Origin of the sequence: Arthrobacter sp. UYCu712 (genome assembly GCF_040547005.1) — a bacterium.
In the GTDB taxonomy this organism is placed as follows: Bacteria; Actinomycetota; Actinomycetes; order Actinomycetales; family Micrococcaceae; genus Arthrobacter.
In genome coordinates this window covers 57490-71934 of sequence record NZ_JBEPOZ010000008.1, presented here as the reverse complement: position 1 = coordinate 71934, position 14445 = coordinate 57490, and the positions used below count along the sequence as shown (strand labels likewise).

Sequence of the window (14445 nt, the reverse complement as noted above, 5' to 3'; positions counted from 1 at the left end):
CGGGCCCGCAATGGGCACGGTTCATCAGACGCGCAACGCGCCAGACGAAAAGGAAAGCCCATGCCCAAGAAAACCCTGCACGGCATCGACATGAGCGCCCCGGGCGCCGTTGGACAGCTGCTCGCCTTCCACTACGCCACCTTCGGGGACGCAGTGATGAAAGACGACAGCGAGGACGACGACGAAAACGAGGACGCCGACGACCAGGACAGCGAGAACGATGCCGACCAGGACGACGATGACGACTCCGAAGACTCGGAGGAGGACAACAAGGCGCTGGGCGAGAAAGGCAAGCGGGCGATCGATGCCATGAAGGCCAAGCTGAAGGCAGCCAAGGCTGGCGAACGCACAGCCAAGCAGGAAGCCGCGCAGCTCAAAGCCGCGCAGGCCAACGCCGGCAAGTCCGCCAGCGAGCAGGCCATCGAGGCAGCGAAGTTGGAAGCCACTGAGGCAGCTACCGCCGCGGGGAATAAGCGCATTCTCCGCTCCGAGGTAAAAGCCGCAGCGGGAACTCGACTCAAGAGTCCCGCGCTCGCCGTGAAGCTCATCGACCTCGATGAACTCGAAGTCGATGAAGACGGAAACGTCGACGAGGACGCCATCGCCGAGGCGATCACCAAGCTCCTCGAAGATCACCCATATCTGGCCGCGCAAGGCGGCGCCACCACCTTCGACTCTGCCCGGGGCAAATCCAAGCCGAAGTCGAAACTCACGAAAGCGGACCTCACCAAGATGACGCCGGAGGCAATTGCCAAGGCGTACGACGAGGGACGCGTCCAGGCGTAATCCACGCCGCCGCCAACACGCACACAGAGAAAGCAGAGCACCATGGCAATTGACAATTTCATTCCGGCCCTTTGGTCGGCGAAGATGCTGGTCGGTTTCCGACAGAAGGCAATCTTCGCTGGACTCGCCAACCGCGAGTACGAGGGCGAGGCCACCTCCGGCAACACGGTCAAGATCACCGGCGTCGTTGACGTTGCAGTCAAGGACTACAAGGCCGGCGCACTCCCCGACGGCGCGGGCGGAACCCTCCCCCGCACGACCACGCCGGACGAGATCACCGACACCACGATCGATCTGCTCATCAACCAGGAGAAGAACTTCGACTTCTACGTTGACGACATCGACCGTGCACAGGCCGCCGGCAAGCTGACTCCCTACACGGACTCCGCTGCCCAGGGCCTCGTCGAGGACTCGGACAAGTTCCTCGCCGCGCTGCTGTTCCTCCAGGGAACGTCCGTCACCCCGGGCGCGCCCGGCACCGACGCCAAGACCGCGTGGAACGTCATCCGTGACCTCCGCAAGGCCCTCAACAAGGCCAAGGTCCCCATGGGTGAGCGGTTGTTCGTCGCCAACGCCGAGTTCTCCGCCCTCCTGGAGGAGAACGACTCCAAGCTCATGCAGGCCAACACCAGCGGCTCCACCAAGGGCCTGCAGGAAGCCGAGCTCCCCCGGATCCTCGGCTTCGACGGCTTCGGCTCGGAGAACCTCCCGACGGTCAACAAGCCGTCCATCGTGGCCTTCCACAAGTCCGCGCTCGCCTACGTCTCTCAGATCGAGAAGACCGAGGCCATGCGGGCCCAGAACAAGTTCGCTGACCGCATGCGTGGCCTCCACGTCTACGGCGGCAAGGTTCTGCGTCCGACCGCTGTTGCTCACTGGACCGCAGCATGAGCCCCCGGATCATCGGCCCCTCTGGCGTAGAGCTGGACGTGGACCGCGAGATGGCCCGGGGCCTCGTGCGTGACGGCTTCGCCAAGCTGGCCGACGGCGAGTCCGAAGCCAGCCTGAAGCGTCCGGACCCGAGCAACATCCTCAATCCGGAAGGGTCCCCCGCGGTGGTCTACCCGGTGGGCAACAGCGTCTCCGACGTCGTTCCCAAGCAGGCAGACCCGGAGGCCGGCGTGAACGGCCAGCCTCGCGGTAACGCCAGCCGCGAGGAATGGGCTACCTACGCCCTCGCCAACGGCAAAACCGAGGATGACCTCCATGGTCTGAAGCAGGGCGAGATCCGCGCCCTGTTCGCAGCTCCGGAGGAGAAGTCCACGGACGACGGGTCCAAGCCGCCGGCAACGTCAACCGACGAGGGCGGCAAGCTTCCGGCGGCGTCCACTGATGAGGGTTCCAAGACCGAGAAGTAAGAAGGAGGTGGCCCGGTGGCTGATTTGATCACACCGGCGGACCTGGCGAAGTACGAGCTCGAAGATCTCGACTTCACCACACCCCGCGCAGCAACGTTCATCAGCAGCGCATCCGACGCCGTCATTGACGCCGCCGGGTCACCCATCCTCCAGACTCGTTCCGTGGTGGAGCTACCGGCCATGCCGGCCAGAATCCTACCGCTGCCCGGACTCCCCGTGACCGGCGTCCATTCCGTGACGGTGGACGGGGCGGCCGTGGTGGGTTGGAAGCGCATAATCGCAGGCCTGTACCGCGCCACCGGGTGGTCAAGGTACGAACTGGAGACCGTCACCGTGGACTACACACACGGACTCCCTAACGTCCCCGCGGACATCAAGGACCTCGTCGCCAGGATGGTCATTTCCGGCTTGCTGGCGGCGCAGGACGACGCCGACGGGCTCGCGCTCAGCAACGGGCGCCTGTCCTCATTCGCCATCGACGACTACCGGGAGGGCTACGCGACCGGCGAAGAAGTCGAGGCGGTCACGGAAATGACACTCCCGGAGCGCACCAGGCTCCGTCTCGCGAAGCGCTTCGGCGGCGGCGGGCCATCCGTGAGGGGCCAGCTGTGAGGCGTGCAGCCGGCCTCAGGCGGGCGCAACGCGCGGCCGAGCGGAACATGACGGACCGCTGCAAAATCGAACGGCCTGCCGGTCCCGGGACCCTGAACCCTGTCACAAACAAGCTCGCGCGGAACTCGGATCCGGTCTACCCGCTGGACGGGGAGGACGGCCGGTGTGAGGTCAAACAATCCGAGGGGCAGGCCACTCACCCGAACTCAGGAGAGTACCGCTTCACCCTCCAAGGCTCAGTGGTCAAGCTTCCCGTCGGAGCCGGACCCGTCAAGGTCAACGACGTCATCACCATGACCCACACGGAATTCAACCCGGCGCTCGCCGGGACCGTCTACCGGGTGGTCGAGCTGTCCAAGCAATCGGCGGCAAGCGCTCAACGTGTCCGCGTCGAGGAGGTAACCGGATGATCATTGACACACCGGGCCTCGACCCACTCGTCGCCGACATGGAGTCGGCCGCCGACCAGCTCCGGAAGGAAGTCGGCCAGGTCGTCGCGAAGGGCGGCCTGAACATCAAGCAGGAAATCAAAAACGACTTCCGCCAATCGGATTCTTTCGGCAGTACCAAGCCCGGCGGCGTGATCCAGAACGTCAGGTACAACCGCCGGGACACAGTCAATAGCGCGGAAGCGGAAATCGCTCCCTTCATCGAGGACGACGGCACCGGCGGCCTGACCGGCGTGGCCATCTACGGGGGCTCACGAGGAGGCGGTGGAACCGTCGCCGACCCCATCATCGCCCTGCAAGCCGAAGGGCCCCGCTTCACCGCGGCCCTCGAAGCGCTCGCGGGGATGGTCCTGGATGAGTAAGGCACACTACGACGCCTTCGAGGCCATGCTCCCTGACACGCTGAACATCTTCCGGGGCTCGGCGCCCAGCAAGCCTGTCGAGGCCGACTACCCGTATGTGGTGCTCGGCGGGAACGCGGGGGCCGACTATTCGGAGTCGGCCACCGGCAAACCTGACGCGATCGATCTGCGTTTCAAACTGACCTACGCGGGACTCAGCTTCGACCAGCTCCTCGTGGCCATCGAGCAGGTCCGCGCCGCCTTTCGGGGAAAGCGCCTGGTCGTACCCGGATGGTCTTCTGCGCCCTTCCGCCATGAACCTCTGGTCGACATCAGAACCGACCGCGACATCACCGTCCCCGGCCTCTCCATCAACCCCGTGTACGCGGTGGACGAGCTGGCCGTCTTCAGCACGCGCTGACTCCACAAAACCCAGCCAGAGGCCCTACACCGGGCCGCCCGAATCAGAGGAGGCCCATCGTGGCAACCAGACCCAAGGCCCCGGCGTCGGCCCCCGAACCGGATCCCTCGGATGCTCCCGAATCGGAACAGTCAGAGGCGCCTGCACCGGCGCGTGTCTATGACTCCAACAAACGCGTCACCGCATATGACCGGGTGACGGGCGAGAAGCTGCCCTACAAGGTGCCCGAAACGCACCTGGACGGCAGGTTCACCAACCTCAAAGAAACCCCCTCATCGAAAGCAGGTAAATGACCATGGTCGCTCCCGGTCCCAAGATGCTCAACACCGCTAACCGGGGACTCTTCTGGGTCCCCTCCATCGCCAACATCAAGGCACCTACCGTCGCCGAAATCGCAGCCGGCAAGAATATCACTTGCCTGATCACGGCCGCGAACTACAACTTCGGGATCACCGGCAACGCCTCGATCACGGACCCGGCCGCGTGCGACAAGATCGACGCCACTTCCCCCGGCATCGCCACCGTCGTCGCGGAGGTGGACTTCTTCCGCTTCAAGAACACTGTCGACGACGTCGGCTGGACCACGTTCAACGGCAAGAACATCTACGGCTTCCTGGTGCAACGCATCGGGCAGATCGAAGACGACGAAGACCAGGAAATCGTTCCGGTGGCCGCCGGCGACGAGCTGCAGGTCGCGGCAGTGCTGACGCACGACCAGCAGATCCTGTCCCCGTCAACGGCCGGCTACGAGAAGTTCAAGCAGGTCTTCTCCCCGCAGAAGTACGAGCAGCGCGCCGTCGCGTCCTAACAGACTGCCGGCCGGGTGGTTTTCCAAGGTTCCACCCGGCCGGCGTTCCACCCCAAAAACCTTGCCCCGCACATCGAAAAACCTTGGAGGTTTTCCCATGACCGCACGACGCATCAACCTGGACGTTCCCAACCTGCCAGATCCCCGGCTCATCGCATGGTTCGAGGCCAACGGCATCGACCCCGGCCAGGTACCCGCCGCGCAGGAAGTCCTGATCGACGGCGACCAGCTCACCTACGTGGAGTTCTACCGAGACCCTACGGGGGCCAAGATCCTCGACGAGGACGGCGGCGACCCGCACTACCGCAAGGTGCTTCGCACCGTGACGCTCACGTCCGCCCCCGAAAACTTTGGCCTCTAGGAGACTGAAATGACTGAAACACCCGGCACCGACGACTTCAACCTCGATAACTGGCTCGATGGCATCCAGCGCACGGAACGTTCCGTGACGCTTTACGCCCGCCCGGATCTCCTGGCGGACATCGACGAGCTGGAGGCCCAGCTGCGCACCGCGGCGGAGGTCCACGAAGAGGACCGCTCGCTGAGCGACGACGGCGGCGCGAAAATCCAGCAGCGACTCGACGCGCTCTACATCGACCTGGACGCGTCCAAACGCATTTTCCGGGTGAGCTTCCTCGATGACGAGGAGCAACAGGCCATCGAGGTGGCGGTGAAGGCCGAGTTGAAGGACGAGGCAGACAAGGCCGCGGCCGAGGCGCGGAAAGAGGCCAAGGAGAAGTGCAAGCGGCTGGAAATTACCCAGCCCAATGACATCAATTCGCTGGCCCGGACGATGGCGAACACCGCTGCGGAAAAGATCTTTGAGCGCGAGGTGTCCATTCGGACCATTGCCGCCGCTGTGGTCTCTCCGAAGCTCACGGTAGGCCAGGTACGCAAGCTGTGCACGAAGGTCGGAGACGCGCAGATCAGGCTTCTTTCCATGGCATATACCCGCGCCTCGAACGAAGCCCCCCAGGTGACCGTCCCAAAATCGTCGAAGCCCTCGCCGACCGACGATGGGCACACGTCCTCCTAGAGGCCCGCTCGGCAAGGGACTGGAAAGTCCCGCAGACCGTCATGCGCGGCCGCCACAACGACGGGAAGTGGACATTCCACGACCGGGTCATGGCCCTGGCTCTCACCGCCTATGAGGACGGGCTGTGCCCCGGCTGCGGGCTTCACTCCTCCGTCACCCGTGGCGACCACAACGTCGGACGCCACGAAGCCGACGACCAGGTCATCTGTGAGGGGTGCGCTCCCTTGGAAGCCCTTCGGGCAGACAAGAACCGGGACGCATTCCCCGGACAGAAGATCATCCTCCGGCAGGCCAAGGACTGGGGCTAGCGGCGCCTGTCCACGACCCGGAACGCCGGTAGCGCCAGACCCAATCCCCTGCTGAATCATTCGGCAAGTCAACCAACAGCGGAGGTACCACATGGCGTCCGAGCGCCAAATAGTTGTCCGCATCCGTGCCGAGATCAGTGACTTCCGCAAGCAGATGAAGGAAGCCTCCAAGGTCACCGAGGAGGTCGGCAAGACCACCCAGGAGACCGCCGCGAAGTCCACAACGGCGCTCGGCCAGATGGTCCAGTCCGCAAACAAGCACGAACGGGCCTGGACGTCCTCCGGGGCGGCCCTGCTCGGATTTGGGGCAGCCGTCTCGGTCGGCGTCGGCCTGGCCATCAAGTCGTACATGGACTTCGACAAGGCCATGTCAGAGGTCAAAGCGGCGACGCACGCCTCTGCGGCGGACATGGGCCTGCTGCGGGAGTCCGCGATCAAAGCCGGCGCCGATACCTCGTTCTCGGCGAAGGAAGCCGCGGACGCGATCTCGGAGCTGGCGAAGGCCGGCGTCACGACGAAGGACATCCTCGGCGGAGGCCTTGCGGGCGCACTGTCGCTCGCCGCGGCCGGGTCGATGGAAGTCGCCGACGCTGCCGAGCTCGCCGCGACGGCCATGGTGCAGTTCAAGCTCAACGGCGACCAGGTACCCCACGTCGCGGATCTGCTCGCTGCCGGCGCCGGCAAGGCACAGGGTTCGGTGGCAGACCTCGGGATGGCCCTGAAGCAGGGCGGCCTCGTCGCGGCCGCCACTGGTCTGAGTATCGAGGAAACCACCGGCACCCTGGCCGCGTTCGCCTCGGCCGGGCTGCTCGGTTCCGACTCGGGCACTTCCTTCAAGACAATGCTGCAGGCCCTCACCCCGTCCTCGAAAGAGGCGAAGGCTGAGATGGAGCGGCTGGGGATCTCCGCCTACGACGCTAAGGGCGAGTTCATCGGCATGTCCGAGTTCGCGGGGGTCCTCCAGAACTCGATGAAGACGCTCAGCGACGAGGAGCGTGCCGCGTCACAGAAGATCATCTTCGGGGCCGACGCCGTCCGTGCCGCGAATGTCCTCTACGAGGAGGGCGCCCAGGGCATCTCCGACTGGACCGACAAAGTCAACGAGTCCGGCTATGCAGCCGCCACCGCTGCGATCAAGCAGGACAATCTGTCCGGCGACATCGAGAAGGTTGGCGGGTCCCTTGATGCCGTGTTCATCAGGTCCGGGTCCCAGGCGAACGAGGTTCTCCGCGGGCTGGCCCAGGGCGCGGACAAGCTGGTGGACTTCATCGGCCAGATCCCGGCCCCTCTGCTGCAGACAGGGCTCGGGTTGACCGCCGTCACCGGCGGCGCTGCGCTTCTGGGCGGGGCTTTCCTCACCACGTTCCCCAAGATCATTGAAAGCAAGCGGCTCTTCGACGAGCTCCGGGGATCCTCGGACAAGCTCGACAAGGGCCTCGGCAGGGTGTCGAAGGCGGCAGGCGTGGCGGCGGCCGCCGCAGCGGGGCTGGCGGTCATCTCGACAGTCACCAACGCCATGCAGCCGGCAACGACGTCCTTCGAGAAAATCGCGAATGCGATGGTCGGCCTCGACAAGGGGTCAAAGAACATCGACAGGCTGTTCGCGGATGCCGACTTCGGTGGGTACTCCAGCGAGATCAACAGCATTGGTGATGCGGTAAAACGCATGAACAACCTGTCGGGGAATGACCACATTCAGCTCTGGGGCAAGGACGTCTTGAACGTCGGCTCTGGGCTGGACACGATGCGCAAGACCCTCGAAGGCGTCGATTCCACGCTCTCGTCATTCGTCTCTGGTGGCAACCTCGACGCCGCAGGCAGCGGCTTCAAGACGATTGCTGGTGAGGCCGAGAAGCAGGGCGTCACCCTGGAGCAGACGGCCAAGACCTTCCCGAACTACCTCGATGCTCTCCGCAAGCAGGCCACCGCGCTCGGCGTGAATGTGGGCGAGGGCGAGAAGGCCATCTCCAATGAGGAGCTGTACCAGTGGGCTCTGGGCAACACTCCGGAGAAGATCAAGGCCGTCACGACGACGGCCGAGGGGCAGGCCAAAGCCGCCGAGTACCAGGCGAAGATGACCGAAGAGGCAACGAAGAAGCTTGAGGACATGGGCATCGGCGCCGAAGGCACCGTCCTTTCCCTCTCTAAGCTCCTGGATGCCATGTTCGCCACGGGCCTCGCCACGATGTCGGCACGCGATGCGGAAGCCAAGTACCAGGAGAACCTCGACGCGCTCAAGGTAAGCATCGACAAGGTGAAGGCATCGCAGTCCGCAGGGAATCGCGTTCTCGACGCGACCACAGGGTCCTTCGATCTGACGACAATAGCCGGACGTGCTGCGAATGGTGTGTTCGGCGAACTGGAAACGAATGCGCGGAACACCACGAAGGCCATGGCCGACGCCGGTGCCACCCAGCCGGAGCTGCAGGCCAAGCTCGGCGACACGTACAAGTCGCTGTACGACACGGCCTTCGCCTTCGGTGTGGGCAAGGAGAAGGCCGACGATATGGCCCGCGCAGCGCTCGGCATCCCGAAGGACGTGCCGATCAATGTGGCGATCCAGAACTACGCGGACACGATGGCGAAAGCGGCAGGCCTGAAGAAGGGCGTGGAGGACATCGCGCCGTTCAAACTCGTGGAGATCGAGATCCGCCACATCAACACCCAGGTGAAGGGTGGCGGCTATGCCGATGACCCATCGATGACCGCTCTGGACCCGCGCGGCCGGTTTACGGGTGGCGTGGTCGGCTTCGCTGGTGGCGGCAAAGTTCCGGGTGTTCCGCCTATGAACCCTCGCCTGGACAACGTCCGCGCGAGGACCCAGAACGGTACACCGTATGGCATCCGGTCCGGTGAGTGGATCATCAACGAGCCGCAGTCCAAGGCCAATGACAAGTGGTTGCGGGCTGTCAACGATGGTCTGGTCCTGGACAAGGTGTTCGGCGCCGCGTCGTATGAAGCGCCGTCGAAGTCCATGGCCGGCGGCTATGGGAGCGTGCAGGGATTCAGTGGCTACGCCGCAGGGAGCGCTGCAGGCGGAGGTCAGGGATCCTCGGTCACGTTCGCCCCGAACATCTCGGTCAACGGGGCCACGGATACCGGCGCAGTCGTTCAGGAAATCTGGGGCAAGTTCCGATTCGAAGCACAGAAAGCAGGGCTGACAATTGGCGGCTGAACGGATCACCCTGGACGGTCAGACCCTGAACGAGTCCGACCACCTGGGCGACTGGAAAACCAACACCCTCGAGGGCTGGTGGGGGTCCCCGGAACCGAAGGAAGACGACGAGGAACGGGACGGCCAGGACGGCGACCACGACCTCGACGTCTACTACAAGGCCCGGTATGTGACCCTCACCGGCCGGGTGATAGCCAAGAATCACGAGGCCCTGCACAAAGCCATGGCCCGGTTCTCCGGCCTCCTGCGCCAGCGCTCAACGCTGCAGATCGAGGGCCATGGCCCGACGCTATGGCTGCCCGTGAAGCGGTCCTCCGCCCTGGACATCGTCCCGACCACGGACACCTTCGCGCACTGGCAGGTCCGGGTAAAAGCCGTGGACCCCCGGAAGCTCGGAGAGCGCCGCCGGCCAGCGCTCGCGCCGGGCACCCCGGCGCAGGTCTTCCACCGCGGCAACTACGACGCCTCCCCCGTCGTGCAGCTCAACGGCCCTCTCACGGGCGGCTTCACGATCAACCACCCGGGCGGGCAGTATTCGGCGCTCGCGGAACTCGGGGTCGGGTCCTGGCTCCGGGTCGATTTCAACACGGGCCGTCTGCAGCTCAACGGCAACGACCGCTCGGACCTCATCACAAAATCCGAGGTCTGCAGCGTCCCGCCGGGGCCGGCCGTGCAGTTCACCATCACGAATGGCTCCGGCTACGTCGAAATCTTCGACAGCCACATCTAGGGAAGGGCCGCTATGGGTTGGGTCGTCTGGTCAGTGGACACCGAGACAGGGGCAAGGGAGGGAATCGTCCCCCTCAAAGAGGGGACATGGGCCTGCCCGCTCGACGCGTCCGGGCTGGGGCAAGGGTCGTTCTTCGTCGGCGATCGGGATTCTTTCGGGATGCCGGGCGACTTCATGACCACACCGGTGCTCCGGACCCTCGTCTTCGAGTACGACGGGTTCCCCATGTACGCCGGAATCATCTGGATTCGCAAGTACGACTTTGACGCCTCGACCGTGCACTTGACCTATGCTGATCCGAACTCGATCCTGGGGAAGCGACTCGTCGCGCCGTACTCTTCAGCGGGCATGCAGGCGGCCCCGCCCCTGGAGTACGGGCCGCTGTCCCTAGAGACGCAGGTGAAGCGGGCCGTGCAGGCCGCCACCGCCGGGGACATGTTCGAGCTCCCGATCGTGCTGCCGGCTGATATGGCCGGGGTCCACTCCCGCACCTATTACGGCTATCACATGATGAAGGCCTCCGACGTCATCCAGGACCTGAAGGAACAGCCCTACGGTCCCGACGTCATATTCACCCCCCGCTGGAAGCCTGGAAACCCGAACCTCTTCGAGTGGGTCCTGAACATCGGTGTCCCAGTCCCCGGGCTGCTGGTCTTCCATGTCGGAGTGAAGAAGTCCGGTATCTCCAAACTGACCGTAACCGAAGACGCGAACGAACTCGCGAACCACGTTATCGCCACCGGCGAAGGCACGGAGGCCGCCATGCTCGTAAAGTCCGCGATCCACGGCGCATCCGAATACCCCGCCCTGGTCAAGACGATCTCGTTCCCGCAGGAGAAAGACGAGACCGTACTGCAGGCGCTCGCCGACGCCGAGCTCGCGCTCAACAAAAAACCGGTAGAGCAGTGGGCTTTCAACATCCAGGCCGGCGCCGAACATAAGCTCTCGGAGCTGCGGCCCGGACTCGGCGTCCGGGTCCATGTCCAAAAAAACGCCTGGCTCGGCAACGGCACCCGGAACCTCCGCCTCATCGGAGTCTCCGGCTCGCTCAAGCCTGAAGTCACACTACAATTCCAGCCGATGGAGGCGTAATGGCCAAGATCAGGGACCTGACGCAGGGCACCCTAGGGCAAGCCGCCAGGCAGGCCCACCGGGATCGGTACGCAACCCCGATGAACGGCGCCTCCATCGGCCGCGGCGGGCTCCGCGTGTACGGCGGCGGTGTGATCACCATCGAGAACGGTGGTCTCAAGGTCACCGGCACAGCGGAAATCATCGGGCGGCTGATAGCTTCCGGGATTATCGATTTCACCGGAGACGTGACCGTGTCCGGGCCCATGGACGTCAGCGGCATCCTGACCGTTACAAACAACCTCATCATTGCCTCTGGCGGGAAGATCACCGCGGGAAGCATCGAACTAAACCCCGACGGATCGGCGAAGTTCGGCAGCCTCACTATCAGCCCGGCGGGGAAGATCACTTCCGGCTCGGCGGAGATCAACCCCGACGGATCGGTGAAGTTCGGGGCTCTCACGATCGACACCGCGGGCAAGGTCACCGCGGGCGGCGTGAGCTTGGACCCGAACTATTTCGACGGCAGCGTCCGGTTCTCGAATGGGACCTATCTGGCGGCGACGCCAAACGGGGCGCAGCTGGTCAAGGCCGGAGGCGGAGCGGTCACGGTCTCGGCGGCGCAGGCGGATATGGGCGCCGGCGCTTACGCCGTGATCGTCAACGGCAACGGCGTATCAATGCTGGGTCTGCCGACGACGCCGAATAAGCCGAACCTCTACATGGACCCCGTGACAAAAGTCCTCAAGGTCTCGACGGCGGTCTTCTAGCGGGGCGGGCACACCGTGAGGCGGGCAGCTTCGCCGGCCTCGGCCAGCTTGCCCCCAGCGGACTTCCGCAGGTCTTCCGTGGTGAACCCGCCGTCGTAATGCTGGCAGAGTTCGGGCGCCATCGCGGCGATGTCTGTGGCCGGCATCTTGGCGTAGTCCGTGCCAGATTCCTGGATTTCCTTGACGAACGCCCGCACCTTGGCGTCTTCACTGACTGTAATCGGTTGCACCTCGCCACGGTTGGTCGAAGCCTGTGACGGCGGCGTCTGTGCAGTGTCCGCCGCGGCCGGTGCGGAGCAGCCGGTGAGTGCGAGCAGAGCAACGAGTACGAGTCCCCCAGTTTTTCCCATGCGCTGAGTGTAGCGATGCGGACCGCAGATTAATACATCAAGGCCCCATGAGGGCCTTTTTTCATGCCAGGAGGCATCAAATGGCACTCGCCACCGTTACCGGCAACCTCGAAACGATCATCGGCGCGAGTATGGGGAACCTGTCCGCTGAGCTGATCTTTGAGATTGAAGACCAGCTCGTGGTAGCCGGCTCCGGGACTCTCATCCCGTGGGAGCCAGCGAAAGTCCTAGCCGAGCCTAACGGGGACTTCAGAGTGGACCTGCAGGAGTCCCTCGGGACGAGTCCGTTCGTGCCGTACAAGCTGACAGTGAAGTGGATCTCCAGCACCGGGCTGCCGATGACGGCCACACCCGATGAGCGGATCGTCGTCAAGCCTGGCGGCGGCCCAATTGGCAACATGTTCGCCGACGTCACACCCAACCGCATCCTCATGAAGGGTGAGCCCGGGGACGCCTCCCCGTACAGCATCGTGCAGGCCCTGGCAGCATCCTCCGGTCAAGCGCTCATCGTCAACCCGACGTCCAATTCTGCTCCCCGGGCACCCACCCCTGCCTGGACCGCCTACTACGGAGCTGGCGGCGGCGGCTTCCTCACGTTCGTTACGGACGTCACGGCCCCGTCGAAGGCGGGCTACGTCCGCATGACCTGGAACAACGACGCGACTGCGGCGTCGGCGAACCTCAAGTTGCCGCTCGGTGTCGCCACCCCCGGGAAGATGTGGGCCGGGATCGTCTCTGTGCGGTCTTCGGTGGCCACGGTGATGGGTGCCACCATCTACTTCTACGATGCTGGTGGAGCCCAGATCGGGGCCACGTACTACAACCGGTTGATCCGCATCCCGGCAGGGCTGACCGCGTGGACCGACCTCGAGGTCAACGGCGTGCGGGCCCCGGCTGGCACGGCCACCGTCCGCATCGGCGCGGCCATGAACAGCACGCTGAGCACTGTGCCCCTGGCGGGCCACATCGTCGAGGTCAGCGCCGGTATGCCGATGGAATCCAACATCGTGCATAAGTGGCACGACGGTGACAGCATGAATGCCTACTGGACCGGGCTGGAGAACCTTTCGCCGTCCGTCAAGGTGGACACCGAGCTGGAGTTCGCGGCACCATTCACCAACGCTCCCGCAGCGGCGGGTGTGCGGGCTGGACGCTACTCCACGGCGTACCGGCTCTACCTCCCGGAGGGTGCCGACATCGGCCCCATGCGGCGGCGGATCGCGGGCGCTCTGGCCGGCAAGTACACCTACCGGGCAGCCGGCATGGGACACAGCATGATCGCCGGTCAGGGTGGCACTCCGGGCGTCATCGACGACATGCGTCTGCTGCAGCTTCGAGCGGCTCAGGCGGGCCAGTCGACCCCCGGCATGGTGACGGCTTGGAACAACACCACTCCGGACGCCCGCATCACCAAGGATGCTGAGTGGTTCATCACGGGCGGGCCCCGCAGCAACATGCAGCTGCACCTGAGCTGCGCCACTGCCGGCAAGTCCTTCACGGTGGCGTTCGATCACGCCGCCACGGTGGTGGACATCTACACCTTCGGCAACGGTTCGGCGGTCAGCTACAGCATCGACAACGGAACCCCGGTCACCATTACCCCGTCCGGTGCTTCGGCCATCCAGGTCACCACTGTTACGGGTCTGGCGAACACCACCCACACGGTGAAGATCACCAGCCTCAGCGCCACCACGGCGTACATCCTCGGCATCAGCCTGCGGAACGCCACCGGGCTGGAAATAGGCAACTTCGGTTACAGCGGTTCGATCGCCAACGACTGGATCCCCACAGGCTCCGGCACGGGGGCGAGCTTCTACAACGGGTACAGCGACATCGTGCACGGCTGGAAGGCCGACGGCGTCATCATCCAGCTCGGCGCCAACGAGATCATCTGGTCCACCGGCTCGGCCTCGCTGGTGACCAACCTCGGGCTGATCCTCGCCAACCTGCGGGTGTACGGCAAGGACGTGCTGCTGGTGGTGGATCCTCCGGTCTACTCCGATACCCGCACCACATGGTTCAGCGATTTCTGCCCCAAGTTGTACGACGTTGCGGACGCGTACCAGGTGCCCCTGCTGGACCTGTCGGCGCACTGGATCAACCGGGGCATTGGGTCGGCCCGGGGGCTTTACTTCGACCAGTGGCACCCCAACCCCGAAGGCTACTTCGACCTGCACAGCGTCTTCGCCAAGGCGCTGCTGCCCTAACACCCACCGGAGGCGCCCCACCA

The 14445-nt window shown here is 64.5% G+C and carries 18 protein-coding genes; 17 read left to right on the top strand and 1 reads right to left on the bottom strand.

Annotation, left to right across the window (positions count from 1 at the left end; genetic code table 11):
- Nucleotides 1–60: 60 nt before the first annotated feature.
- The 16 genes from ABIB51_RS10140 (at nucleotide 61) to ABIB51_RS10065 (ending at nucleotide 11865) form a co-directional block, all read left to right on the top strand.
- Complete coding sequence (locus ABIB51_RS10140) at nucleotides 61–786, top strand: hypothetical protein (RefSeq protein WP_354187821.1); 726 nt, start codon at nucleotides 61–63, stop codon at nucleotides 784–786.
- Between the two features lie 42 nt (nucleotides 787–828).
- Complete coding sequence (locus ABIB51_RS10135) at nucleotides 829–1677, top strand: major capsid protein (protein ID WP_354187820.1); 849 nt, start codon at nucleotides 829–831, stop codon at nucleotides 1675–1677.
- Nucleotides 1674–2144, top strand: a complete 471-nt coding sequence (locus ABIB51_RS10130; RefSeq protein ID WP_354187819.1) for a hypothetical protein — start codon at nucleotides 1674–1676, stop codon at nucleotides 2142–2144. The genes ABIB51_RS10135 and ABIB51_RS10130 overlap by 4 nt, the downstream gene beginning before the upstream one ends.
- Nucleotides 2145–2159: 15 nt before the next feature.
- Nucleotides 2160–2756, top strand: a complete 597-nt coding sequence (locus ABIB51_RS10125; protein ID WP_354187818.1) for a hypothetical protein — start codon at nucleotides 2160–2162, stop codon at nucleotides 2754–2756.
- Nucleotides 2753–3166, top strand: coding sequence for a DUF6093 family protein (locus tag ABIB51_RS10120; protein WP_354187817.1), 414 nt, complete (start codon nucleotides 2753–2755; stop codon nucleotides 3164–3166). The genes ABIB51_RS10125 and ABIB51_RS10120 overlap by 4 nt, the downstream gene beginning before the upstream one ends.
- The gene (locus ABIB51_RS10115; RefSeq protein WP_354187816.1) at nucleotides 3163–3567 is read left to right on the top strand and encodes a hypothetical protein; all 405 of its coding nucleotides are present in this window, start codon (nucleotides 3163–3165) and stop codon (nucleotides 3565–3567) included. Before ABIB51_RS10120 ends, ABIB51_RS10115 begins: the two co-directional genes overlap by 4 nt.
- The gene (locus ABIB51_RS10110) at nucleotides 3560–3967 is read left to right on the top strand and encodes a hypothetical protein (RefSeq protein ID WP_354187815.1); all 408 of its coding nucleotides are present in this window, start codon (nucleotides 3560–3562) and stop codon (nucleotides 3965–3967) included. The genes ABIB51_RS10115 and ABIB51_RS10110 overlap by 8 nt, the downstream gene beginning before the upstream one ends.
- Before the next feature lie 59 nt (nucleotides 3968–4026).
- On the top strand, nucleotides 4027–4260 hold the full coding sequence (locus ABIB51_RS10105; protein WP_354187814.1) for a hypothetical protein: 234 nt from the start codon (nucleotides 4027–4029) through the stop codon (nucleotides 4258–4260).
- The gene (locus ABIB51_RS10100; RefSeq protein ID WP_354187813.1) at nucleotides 4257–4775 is read left to right on the top strand and encodes a phage tail tube protein; all 519 of its coding nucleotides are present in this window, start codon (nucleotides 4257–4259) and stop codon (nucleotides 4773–4775) included. Before ABIB51_RS10105 ends, ABIB51_RS10100 begins: the two co-directional genes overlap by 4 nt.
- Before the next feature lie 97 nt (nucleotides 4776–4872).
- On the top strand, nucleotides 4873–5136 hold the full coding sequence (locus ABIB51_RS10095; RefSeq protein ID WP_354187812.1) for a hypothetical protein: 264 nt from the start codon (nucleotides 4873–4875) through the stop codon (nucleotides 5134–5136).
- A 9-nt stretch (nucleotides 5137–5145) separates the two neighbouring features.
- On the top strand, nucleotides 5146–5811 hold the full coding sequence (locus ABIB51_RS10090) for a hypothetical protein (protein WP_354187811.1): 666 nt from the start codon (nucleotides 5146–5148) through the stop codon (nucleotides 5809–5811).
- Between the two features lie 41 nt (nucleotides 5812–5852).
- Nucleotides 5853–6119 (top strand): hypothetical protein, encoded by a 267-nt coding sequence (locus ABIB51_RS10085; RefSeq protein WP_354187810.1) that lies wholly within the window; start codon nucleotides 5853–5855, stop codon nucleotides 6117–6119.
- A 91-nt stretch (nucleotides 6120–6210) separates the two neighbouring features.
- Complete coding sequence (locus ABIB51_RS10080) at nucleotides 6211–9294, top strand: phage tail tape measure protein (RefSeq protein WP_354187809.1); 3084 nt, start codon at nucleotides 6211–6213, stop codon at nucleotides 9292–9294.
- The gene (locus ABIB51_RS10075) at nucleotides 9284–10024 is read left to right on the top strand and encodes a phage tail family protein (protein WP_354187808.1); all 741 of its coding nucleotides are present in this window, start codon (nucleotides 9284–9286) and stop codon (nucleotides 10022–10024) included. Before ABIB51_RS10080 ends, ABIB51_RS10075 begins: the two co-directional genes overlap by 11 nt.
- Nucleotides 10025–10036: 12 nt before the next feature.
- Nucleotides 10037–11116, top strand: a complete 1080-nt coding sequence (locus tag ABIB51_RS10070; protein ID WP_354187807.1) for a hypothetical protein — start codon at nucleotides 10037–10039, stop codon at nucleotides 11114–11116.
- Complete coding sequence (locus ABIB51_RS10065) at nucleotides 11116–11865, top strand: hypothetical protein (RefSeq protein WP_354187806.1); 750 nt, start codon at nucleotides 11116–11118, stop codon at nucleotides 11863–11865. Before ABIB51_RS10070 ends, ABIB51_RS10065 begins: the two co-directional genes overlap by 1 nt.
- Here ABIB51_RS10065 and ABIB51_RS10060 read toward each other — a convergent pair.
- Entirely contained in the window at nucleotides 11862–12215 is a 354-nt protein-coding gene (locus ABIB51_RS10060) for a hypothetical protein (protein ID WP_354187805.1), read from the bottom strand. The genes ABIB51_RS10065 and ABIB51_RS10060 overlap by 4 nt on opposite strands.
- Nucleotides 12216–12295: 80 nt before the next feature.
- On the opposite strand from ABIB51_RS10060, the gene ABIB51_RS10055 reads away from it, so the two are divergent.
- Nucleotides 12296–14422: an SGNH/GDSL hydrolase family protein gene (locus ABIB51_RS10055; RefSeq protein ID WP_354187804.1), complete on the top strand. Its 2127-nt coding sequence runs from the start codon at nucleotides 12296–12298 to the stop codon at nucleotides 14420–14422.
- The last annotated feature ends 23 nt before the right edge of the window (nucleotides 14423–14445 follow it).

What these genes read in the sequence shown, in the direction of transcription:
- ABIB51_RS10140 (WP_354187821.1), top strand. Translation starts at nt 61, where the DNA reads ATGCCCAAGAAAACCCTGCACGGCATCGACATGAGCGCCCCGGGCGCC.
- ABIB51_RS10135 (WP_354187820.1), top strand. Translation starts at nt 829, where the DNA reads ATGGCAATTGACAATTTCATTCCGGCCCTTTGGTCGGCGAAGATGCTG.
- ABIB51_RS10130 (WP_354187819.1), top strand. Translation starts at nt 1,674, where the DNA reads ATGAGCCCCCGGATCATCGGCCCCTCTGGCGTAGAGCTGGACGTGGAC.
- ABIB51_RS10115 (WP_354187816.1), top strand. Translation starts at nt 3,163, where the DNA reads ATGATCATTGACACACCGGGCCTCGACCCACTCGTCGCCGACATGGAG.
- ABIB51_RS10110 (WP_354187815.1), top strand. Translation starts at nt 3,560, where the DNA reads ATGAGTAAGGCACACTACGACGCCTTCGAGGCCATGCTCCCTGACACG.
- ABIB51_RS10100 (WP_354187813.1), top strand. Translation starts at nt 4,257, where the DNA reads ATGACCATGGTCGCTCCCGGTCCCAAGATGCTCAACACCGCTAACCGG.
- ABIB51_RS10095 (WP_354187812.1), top strand. Translation starts at nt 4,873, where the DNA reads ATGACCGCACGACGCATCAACCTGGACGTTCCCAACCTGCCAGATCCC.
- ABIB51_RS10090 (WP_354187811.1), top strand. Translation starts at nt 5,146, where the DNA reads ATGACTGAAACACCCGGCACCGACGACTTCAACCTCGATAACTGGCTC.
- ABIB51_RS10085 (WP_354187810.1), top strand. Translation starts at nt 5,853, where the DNA reads ATGCGCGGCCGCCACAACGACGGGAAGTGGACATTCCACGACCGGGTC.
- ABIB51_RS10080 (WP_354187809.1), top strand. Translation starts at nt 6,211, where the DNA reads ATGGCGTCCGAGCGCCAAATAGTTGTCCGCATCCGTGCCGAGATCAGT.
- ABIB51_RS10070 (WP_354187807.1), top strand. Translation starts at nt 10,037, where the DNA reads ATGGGTTGGGTCGTCTGGTCAGTGGACACCGAGACAGGGGCAAGGGAG.
- ABIB51_RS10065 (WP_354187806.1), top strand. Translation starts at nt 11,116, where the DNA reads ATGGCCAAGATCAGGGACCTGACGCAGGGCACCCTAGGGCAAGCCGCC.
- ABIB51_RS10060 (WP_354187805.1), bottom strand. Translation starts at nt 12,215, where the DNA reads ATGGGAAAAACTGGGGGACTCGTACTCGTTGCTCTGCTCGCACTCACC.
- ABIB51_RS10055 (WP_354187804.1), top strand. Translation starts at nt 12,296, where the DNA reads ATGGCACTCGCCACCGTTACCGGCAACCTCGAAACGATCATCGGCGCG.